This is a genomic window from Brachybacterium alimentarium, from assembly GCF_002332425.1.
Classification (GTDB): Bacteria; Actinomycetota; Actinomycetes; order Actinomycetales; family Dermabacteraceae; genus Brachybacterium; species Brachybacterium alimentarium.
Window position 1 is genome coordinate 118963 of sequence record NZ_NRGS01000007.1, and the last position, 6723, is coordinate 125685.

General features: G+C 67.4%; 7 protein-coding genes. 6 read left to right on the forward strand and 1 reads right to left on the reverse strand.

The genetic code is table 11. The features are described from left to right. Positions 1 to 156 precede the first annotated feature (156 nt). A complete protein-coding gene (locus CIK71_RS06750) occupies positions 157 to 1236 on the reverse strand; it encodes a glutathione S-transferase family protein (protein ID WP_096164423.1) in 1080 nt (359 codons plus the stop codon). 257 nt (positions 1237 to 1493) lie between these two features. Here CIK71_RS06750 and CIK71_RS06755 point away from each other — a divergent pair, with 257 nt between their 5' ends. From CIK71_RS06755 to CIK71_RS06780, 6 genes are all read left to right on the forward strand, one after another. Beyond that, positions 1494 to 2231 (forward strand): helix-turn-helix transcriptional regulator, encoded by a 738-nt coding sequence (locus CIK71_RS06755; RefSeq protein WP_096164424.1) that lies wholly within the window; start codon positions 1494 to 1496, stop codon positions 2229 to 2231. After that, positions 2228 to 3655, forward strand: coding sequence for a Fe-S cluster assembly protein SufB (sufB, locus tag CIK71_RS06760; RefSeq protein WP_096164425.1), 1428 nt, complete (start codon positions 2228 to 2230; stop codon positions 3653 to 3655). Before CIK71_RS06755 ends, sufB begins: the two co-directional genes overlap by 4 nt. Further along, complete coding sequence (gene sufD, locus CIK71_RS06765) at positions 3655 to 4965, forward strand: Fe-S cluster assembly protein SufD (protein ID WP_096164426.1); 1311 nt, start codon at positions 3655 to 3657, stop codon at positions 4963 to 4965. The genes sufB and sufD overlap by 1 nt, the downstream gene beginning before the upstream one ends. Next, entirely contained in the window at positions 4965 to 5303 is a 339-nt protein-coding gene (locus CIK71_RS06770; protein WP_096164427.1) for a non-heme iron oxygenase ferredoxin subunit, read from the forward strand. Before sufD ends, CIK71_RS06770 begins: the two co-directional genes overlap by 1 nt. Positions 5304 to 5388: 85 nt before the next feature. Beyond that, positions 5389 to 6150 carry a Fe-S cluster assembly ATPase SufC gene (sufC, locus tag CIK71_RS06775; RefSeq protein ID WP_096164428.1) on the forward strand — a complete coding sequence of 254 codons (762 nt, stop codon included), beginning with the start codon at positions 5389 to 5391 and terminating at the stop codon, positions 6148 to 6150. An 86-nt stretch (positions 6151 to 6236) separates the two neighbouring features. Beyond that, on the forward strand, positions 6237 to 6569 hold the full coding sequence (locus tag CIK71_RS06780) for a metal-sulfur cluster assembly factor (RefSeq protein WP_096164429.1): 333 nt from the start codon (positions 6237 to 6239) through the stop codon (positions 6567 to 6569). The last annotated feature ends 154 nt before the right edge of the window (positions 6570 to 6723 follow it).

Sequence of the window (6723 nt, forward strand, 5' to 3'; positions counted from 1 at the left end):
CGGCCCCATCGTAGGCGTGCCGGCCGAGAGACCCGTGCACGTGCTCGGCAGGAGCGGACCGGGAGCGGACCGGAAGCGGACGCAGGACGCCCCGGGGATGCGACCGTGGCCGGATCCTCGGGGCTCCTCGGGGCGATGTCGTCCTGCTGGGCCGCGTCAGCGGCCGCGGACGTGCAGCGGGGTATGCGCCGGATCGACGACCTCCGCCGCGTACGGGGCCTCAGGTGCGGTGCCGCCCTCACCCCAGGTGTTCGTCGCGAAGCGATCGCGGTCATGGGGGTCCAGGAGCGTGCTCATGTCCGGACCGAGCGGCACCACCTGCGTGGGATTGATGTCCTCGTGCACGTAGTAGTAGTGCCGCTTGATCTGCTGGAGATCGACGGTGTCGCCGAAACCAGGGGTCTGGAACAGATCCTTGGTGTAGTTCCACAGGTGGGGCATCGTCGAGAGCATCTGACGGTTGGCCTTGAAGTGACCGAAGTAGACGGGGTCGAAGCGGATCAGGGTGGGGAAGAGGCGCACATCGGCCTCGGTGATCGACTCGCCCATCAGGTAGCGGCGATCCGAGAGCCTCTCCTCGAGCTCGTCCAGCGCCGCCCACAGCTCGCGGTACTCCTGCTCGTAGCTCTCCTGGTCGCCGGCGAAGCCCACCTTGTACACGGCGTTGTTGATGCGGTGCAGCATCCACTTGTTCAGCGCGTCGATCTCCTCGCGCAGCGGTTCGGGGTAGAGATCCGGCGCACCCTCGCGGTGGAAGGCGGTCCACTCGGTGGCGAAATCCAGGGTGATCTGCTGGAAGTCGTTGGTGACGACCGCCTTCGAGGGCACGTCCACCAGGGCGGGGACCGTGATGCCTCGCGGGTAGTCGGGGAAGCGGGCGAAATAGGCCTGCTGGAGGCGCTCGTAGCCCAGCACCGGATCCACGGCGCCCTCGTCGAGGTCGAAGGTCCAGGAGCGCTTGTCGTGGGTCGGCCCGGGCATGCCCACCGAGATCGCGTCCTCCAGGCCGAGCAGCCGGCGCGAGATCAGCGTGCGGTTCGCCCAGGGACAGGCCCGCGCGGCGATGAGCCGGTATCGGCCCGCTTCGACCGGCCAGCCGTCACGGCCGTCGAGCGTGATGCGGTCGGAGATGTAGTTCATGTCCCGGTCGAAGGGCTTGCCGCGTCGGACGTAGGCGCCCTCGGTGGAGTGCGCTGCGGTGCTGTCGGCGGTGCTCGATGCCTGCTCGGTGCTCATCCGGATCCTTCCGTGAGGTGGTTCGTGACGTGAGGAGGCCACAGTAGTTGAATCTGGTAGTAAATGGAAGGGCGCCTCCTCGGAGGGGCTCCGCCTCGAGCGTCGAACGCCCGCCAGCAGTCGGTCGCGGGAGGCTGAATCTCGACGATTCCGCAGGTAAGGCGACCCTTGGTGCCGCGCGGCACATGACGCCGACCGGTATTAAGCAAGCTTTCTGTTGTAAAATGAATGTGGTCGACGGGAGAGGTGATGTACGGATGACTGCACAGGATCTGGATCCGGCAGTCCCGCAGACGACGCGGGACCGTCTCGTCGAGGCGATCTCCGCGCACGGACCGATCACGGCACGCCAGCTCGCGGAGCGATTCGGGCTCACCAGTGCTGCCGTACGGCGGCACCTGGCGGCGCTCGAGGCCGACGAGATCATCACGGAGCACGAGGTCCCGGTCGCTCATCGCGGTCGGGGACGCCCCAGCAAGGCGTTCGTGCTCTCGAAGTTCGCCCACGAGGACTATCAGGGCGGGTACGACGAGCTCGCGACGATGGCCCTCGAGGAGCTCACGCGGATCGGTGGTGACGGGGCGATCGACCGTCTCGCCGACCGTCGCGTCGCCGATTGGGAGGCGAGGCTGGATCAGCTCGTCTCCGACCGGGAGGCCCAGGGGGAGCGGGTGACGCTGTCGCGCAAGGTGGAGCTGCTTGCTGAGCTCCTGACCTCGCGCGGTTACGCGACCACCGTGCGCCCTCTGCACGTCCCGCTTCCCACCTCGAGTGCGCGAGCGGGATCCGCCCCGCGCACGCTCGTCACGGCGCAGCTGTGCCACGGCCGCTGCCCCGTGCTCGACATCGCCGAGGACCACCCGGAGCTGTGCGAGGCAGAGACCCGCGTCATCTCCCGCATCATCGGAGCCCCCGTCCAGCGCCTGGCCACCTTGGCGCAGGGAGCTCACGCCTGCACGACCCACATTCCGCTCACCGAGGGAAGGACACCATGACGAGCGCACCAGAAAAGCTCACACAGGACGAGATCATCGACTCCATGGGCCAGTACGCCTATGGCTGGCACGACGAGGACTCCGCCGGTGCCAGCGCGCGCCGCGGTCTGTCCGAGGACGTCGTCCGCGACATCTCCGCCCGCAAGGACGAGCCGGAGTGGATGCTCCAGCGTCGCCTCAAGGCTCTGAAGCTGTTCGACAAGAAGCCGATGCCCTCCTGGGGACCGGATCTGTCGGGCATCGACTTCGACCACATCAAGTACTTCGTCCGCTCCACCGAGAAGCAGGCGACCTCGTGGGAGGACCTCCCCGAGGACATCCGCGAGACCTATGACCGGCTCGGCATCCCGGAGGCGGAGAAGCAGCGTCTGGTCGCAGGCGTCGCGGCACAGTACGAGTCCGAGGTCGTCTACCACCAGATCCGTGAGGATCTGGAGGAGCAGGGCGTGCTCTTCCTGGACACGGACACGGCGCTCAAGGAGCACCCGGAGCTGTTCGAGGAGTACTTCGGGACCGTCATCCCCTCGGGTGACAACAAGTTCTCCGCGCTCAACACCGCGGTGTGGTCCGGCGGCTCCTTCGTGTACGTCCCCAAGGGCGTCCACGTGGAGATCCCGCTCCAGGCCTACTTCCGGATCAACACCGAGAACATGGGTCAGTTCGAGCGCACGCTGATCATCGCCGACGAGGGCTCCTACGTGCACTACGTCGAAGGCTGCACCGCCCCGATCTACCAGTCGGACTCGCTGCACTCGGCCGTCGTCGAGATCATCGTGAAGAAGGACGCCCGCGTCCGCTACACGACGATCCAGAACTGGTCGAACAACGTGTACAACCTGGTCACCAAGCGCACGACCGTCGAGCAGGGCGGCGTGATGGAGTGGGTCGACGGCAACATCGGCTCCAAGGTCACCATGAAGTACCCGGCCGTCTGGCTCATGGGCGAGCACGCCCGTGGCGAGACCCTCTCGGTCGCCTTCGCGGGCGAGGGCCAGAACCAGGACACCGGCTCCAAGATGATCCACATGGCGCCGCACACCTCGAGCTCGATCGTCTCCAAGTCGGTCTCCCGCAGCGGCGGTCGCAGCTCGTATCGCGGCCTGGTGCAGGTGATGCCCGGCGCGGAGCACTCCGCCTCGACGGTGCTGTGCGATGCGCTGCTGGTGGACACCATCTCGCGCACCGACACCTATCCCTACGTCGACGTCCGCGTCGACGACGTCCAGATGGGCCACGAGGCCACCGTCTCCAAGGTCTCCGAGGAGCAGCTCTTCTACCTGATGAGCCGCGGCATGGAGGAGACCGAGGCGATGGCCATGATCGTGCGCGGGTTCATCGAGCCCATCGCGCGCGAGCTCCCCATGGAGTACGCCCTCGAACTGAACCGCCTGATCGAGCTGCAGATGGAAGGAGCAGTCGGTTGATGTCGACCACTGACATGAAGGGTCCCGAGAGCACCGGGGACGCCGCCGTGAACGAGGCCGTGGGCCACGCCGCCGGTGCCGCACCGGTCGCCGCGCAGACCACTGTCGACGAGGCGGACGTCCCCGCCGCGCCGGAGCTGGAGGAGGAGAACCTCAGCCTTCCGGGGCAGGAGACCTCCGCCGCGCACGCCGCGCTGAACCGCGGCGCGCGCAAGCGCTCCTTCGAGGTGTCGGACCACGAGGTCCCCAAGAGCCATGTCGAGGAGTGGCGCTTCACCCCGCTGCGCCGCTTCGCGCCCCTGTTCCAGGACGTGGCCACGGACGACTCCGCCGTCGAGTACCAGGTCGAGGTCCCCGAGGGCGCCTCCGAGCCCGGAACGCTCGCGATCGGGCAGGCCCCCCGCGGCACCGTCCTGGTGCCCGAGGACATCGCCAGCGCGATCGCCTCCGCCCGCTCCGAGCAGGCGCTGCACCTCACCGCCGCCAAGAACGGCGCCTACGACGCGCCGTTCCGTATCGACATCGCCGGCCGCGGTGCCGATCGCCGCGGGAACGGGCACATCGTGCTGGAGACCGAGGAGTCCTCCTCGGCGATCTTCGTGCTGAACCACACGGGCTCCGCGCAGTACGCGCAGAACGTGGAGATGATCATCGGCGACAACTCGACGATGACCGTCATCAGCCTGCACGACTGGGACGACGACGCGATCCACATCGCGACCCACCACGCCCGGGTGGGCCGCGACGCCAAGCTCAAGCACGTCGCGGTCACCCTCGGCGGCAGCGCCGTGCGCTTCAACGCGATCGGTGAGTACGGCGGCCCCGGCGGCGAGATCGAGAAGCTCGGCCTGTATTTCTCCGACGAGGACCAGTTCTTCGAGAACCGGCTGTTCGTGGACCACAGCGCCCCCCACTGCACCTCCAACGTCGCCTACAAGGGCGCGCTGCAGGGCAAGAAGGCGCGGTCCGTGTGGGTGGGCGACGTCCTCATCCGCAAGGAGGCCGAGGGCACCAACACCTACGAGCTGAACCGGAACCTGGTGCTCACCGAGGGCGCGCGCGCCGACTCGGTGCCGAACCTGGAGATCGAGACCGGTGAGATCGAGGGCGCAGGACACGCAGCCGCGACGGGTCGATTCGACGACGAGCAGCTGTTCTACCTGCGTGCGCGCGGCATCTCCGAGCTCGAGGCCCGCCGCCTCGTCGTGCGCGGCTTCTTCGCCGAGATCATCCAGCAGATCGATGTCCCCGAGATCCGCGAGCGGCTCTCGGCGTCCATCGAGGACGAGCTCGCACGGAGCATGAACTGATGTCGGACGCCTTCGTCCCCGTCGCCGCCCTGGACGCTCTCGCGCCCGGCGAGGCGATCGACGTCGTCGCCGGCGGCATCGAGATGGCCCTGGTGCGCGACGAGGATGGCGGCGTCCACGCCCTCGAGGACGTCTGCTCGCACGACGAGATCGCGCTGAGCGACGGCGACGTCGAGGGATGCACCATCGAATGCTGGAAGCACGGCAGCCAGTTCGACCTGGTCACGGGTCGTCCCCTGCAGCTGCCGGCCGTCCTCCCCGTACGGGTGTTCCCCGTGCGCATCGACGAGGCCAGCGGGGAGATCCTCGTGGATCCGACCGCGACCCTCGCCACCTGATCACCGCGGCGCCGTCCTTCGGCGCCCGGGCCCGACCTCATATCTATCCGAATCCACCAGTAGCACTGGCCAAGGAGAACACCACATGTCGATCCTGGAGATCAAGAACCTCCACGCCACCGTCGAGACCCCTGAGGGCACCAAGGAGATCCTCAAGGGCGTCGACCTGACGATCAAGTCGGGCGAGACCCACGCGATCATGGGCCCCAACGGCTCGGGCAAGTCCACCCTCGCCTACGCGGTCGCCGGTCACCCGAAGTACCAGATCACCCAGGGCGAGGTCTCGCTCGACGGGGAGGACGTGCTCGAGATGAGCGTCGACGAGCGCGCTCGCGCGGGCCTCTTCCTCGCGATGCAGTACCCCGTCGAGGTCCCCGGCGTCACCGTGTCCAACTTCCTGCGCACCGCGAAGACCGCGATCGACGGCGAGGCGCCGGCACTGCGCACCTGGGTCAAGGACATGAAGGGCGCCATGGGCGACCTGCGCATGGACCCGGCCTTCGCCGAGCGCAACGTCAATGAGGGCTTCTCCGGCGGCGAGAAGAAGCGCCACGAGATCCTCCAGATGCAGCTGCTCAAGCCCGGTATCGCGATCCTCGACGAGACCGACTCCGGCCTCGACGTCGATGCGCTGCGCATCGTCTCCGAGGGTGTCAACCGCGCCAAGGAGTCCACGGAGATCGGCATCATGCTGATCACCCACTACACGCGCATCCTGCAGTACGTGAAGCCGGACTTCGTCCATGTCTTCGTCAACGGTCAGATCGCCGAGCAGGGCGGCCCCGAGCTCGCCGAGCGCCTCGAGAACGAGGGCTACGACCGTTACCTCGTCGGCTCCGGCAGCTGACCACCTCGGTCGCTGCGCCCGGGAGCGCAGCGACCGGCCCCACTGTCGCGGGCCTGCACAGGACCCGCACCTCACCGGGAGGACCCATGACCGACCAGAAGACCCCGTCGGGCACCGTGAGCTCCGAGGACGTCCTCGAGGCGATGAAGGACGTGATCGATCCCGAGCTCGGGATCAACGTCGTCGACCTCGGTCTCATCTACGGCGTCAGCGTGGAGGACGGCAATGCCGTCGTCGACATGACGCTCACCTCGGCCGCCTGCCCGCTGACCGACGTGCTCGAGGACCAGACGTTCGCCGTGCTGGACCCGATCACCGAGTCGCACCGCATCAACTGGGTTTGGATGCCGCCTTGGGGGATGGAGAAGATCACCGAGGACGGCCGCGAGCAGCTGCGCGCGATCGGCTTCAATCTGTGACTGACATCTAGACCACCCCTGGCCTGCAATTGTGCAGGTCAGGGGTGTTTTTTGGCCCCTGAAACGTGCTCTTTGTGGGGTGCCTTTCGTCGTCACTCTTGGGGCAGGTTGGGTGCTGGGACCGGGACTTACGGGGCTCTTCGCAGTTGAGGGG

Coding starts and splice junctions, on each gene's coding strand:
- CIK71_RS06750 (WP_096164423.1), bottom strand. CDS start 1,236: ATGAGCACCGAGCAGGCATCGAGCACCGCCGACAGCACCGCAGCGCAC.
- CIK71_RS06755 (WP_096164424.1), top strand. CDS start 1,494: ATGACTGCACAGGATCTGGATCCGGCAGTCCCGCAGACGACGCGGGAC.
- sufB (WP_096164425.1), top strand. CDS start 2,228: ATGACGAGCGCACCAGAAAAGCTCACACAGGACGAGATCATCGACTCC.
- sufD (WP_096164426.1), top strand. CDS start 3,655: ATGTCGACCACTGACATGAAGGGTCCCGAGAGCACCGGGGACGCCGCC.
- CIK71_RS06770 (WP_096164427.1), top strand. CDS start 4,965: ATGTCGGACGCCTTCGTCCCCGTCGCCGCCCTGGACGCTCTCGCGCCC.
- sufC (WP_096164428.1), top strand. CDS start 5,389: ATGTCGATCCTGGAGATCAAGAACCTCCACGCCACCGTCGAGACCCCT.
- CIK71_RS06780 (WP_096164429.1), top strand. CDS start 6,237: ATGACCGACCAGAAGACCCCGTCGGGCACCGTGAGCTCCGAGGACGTC.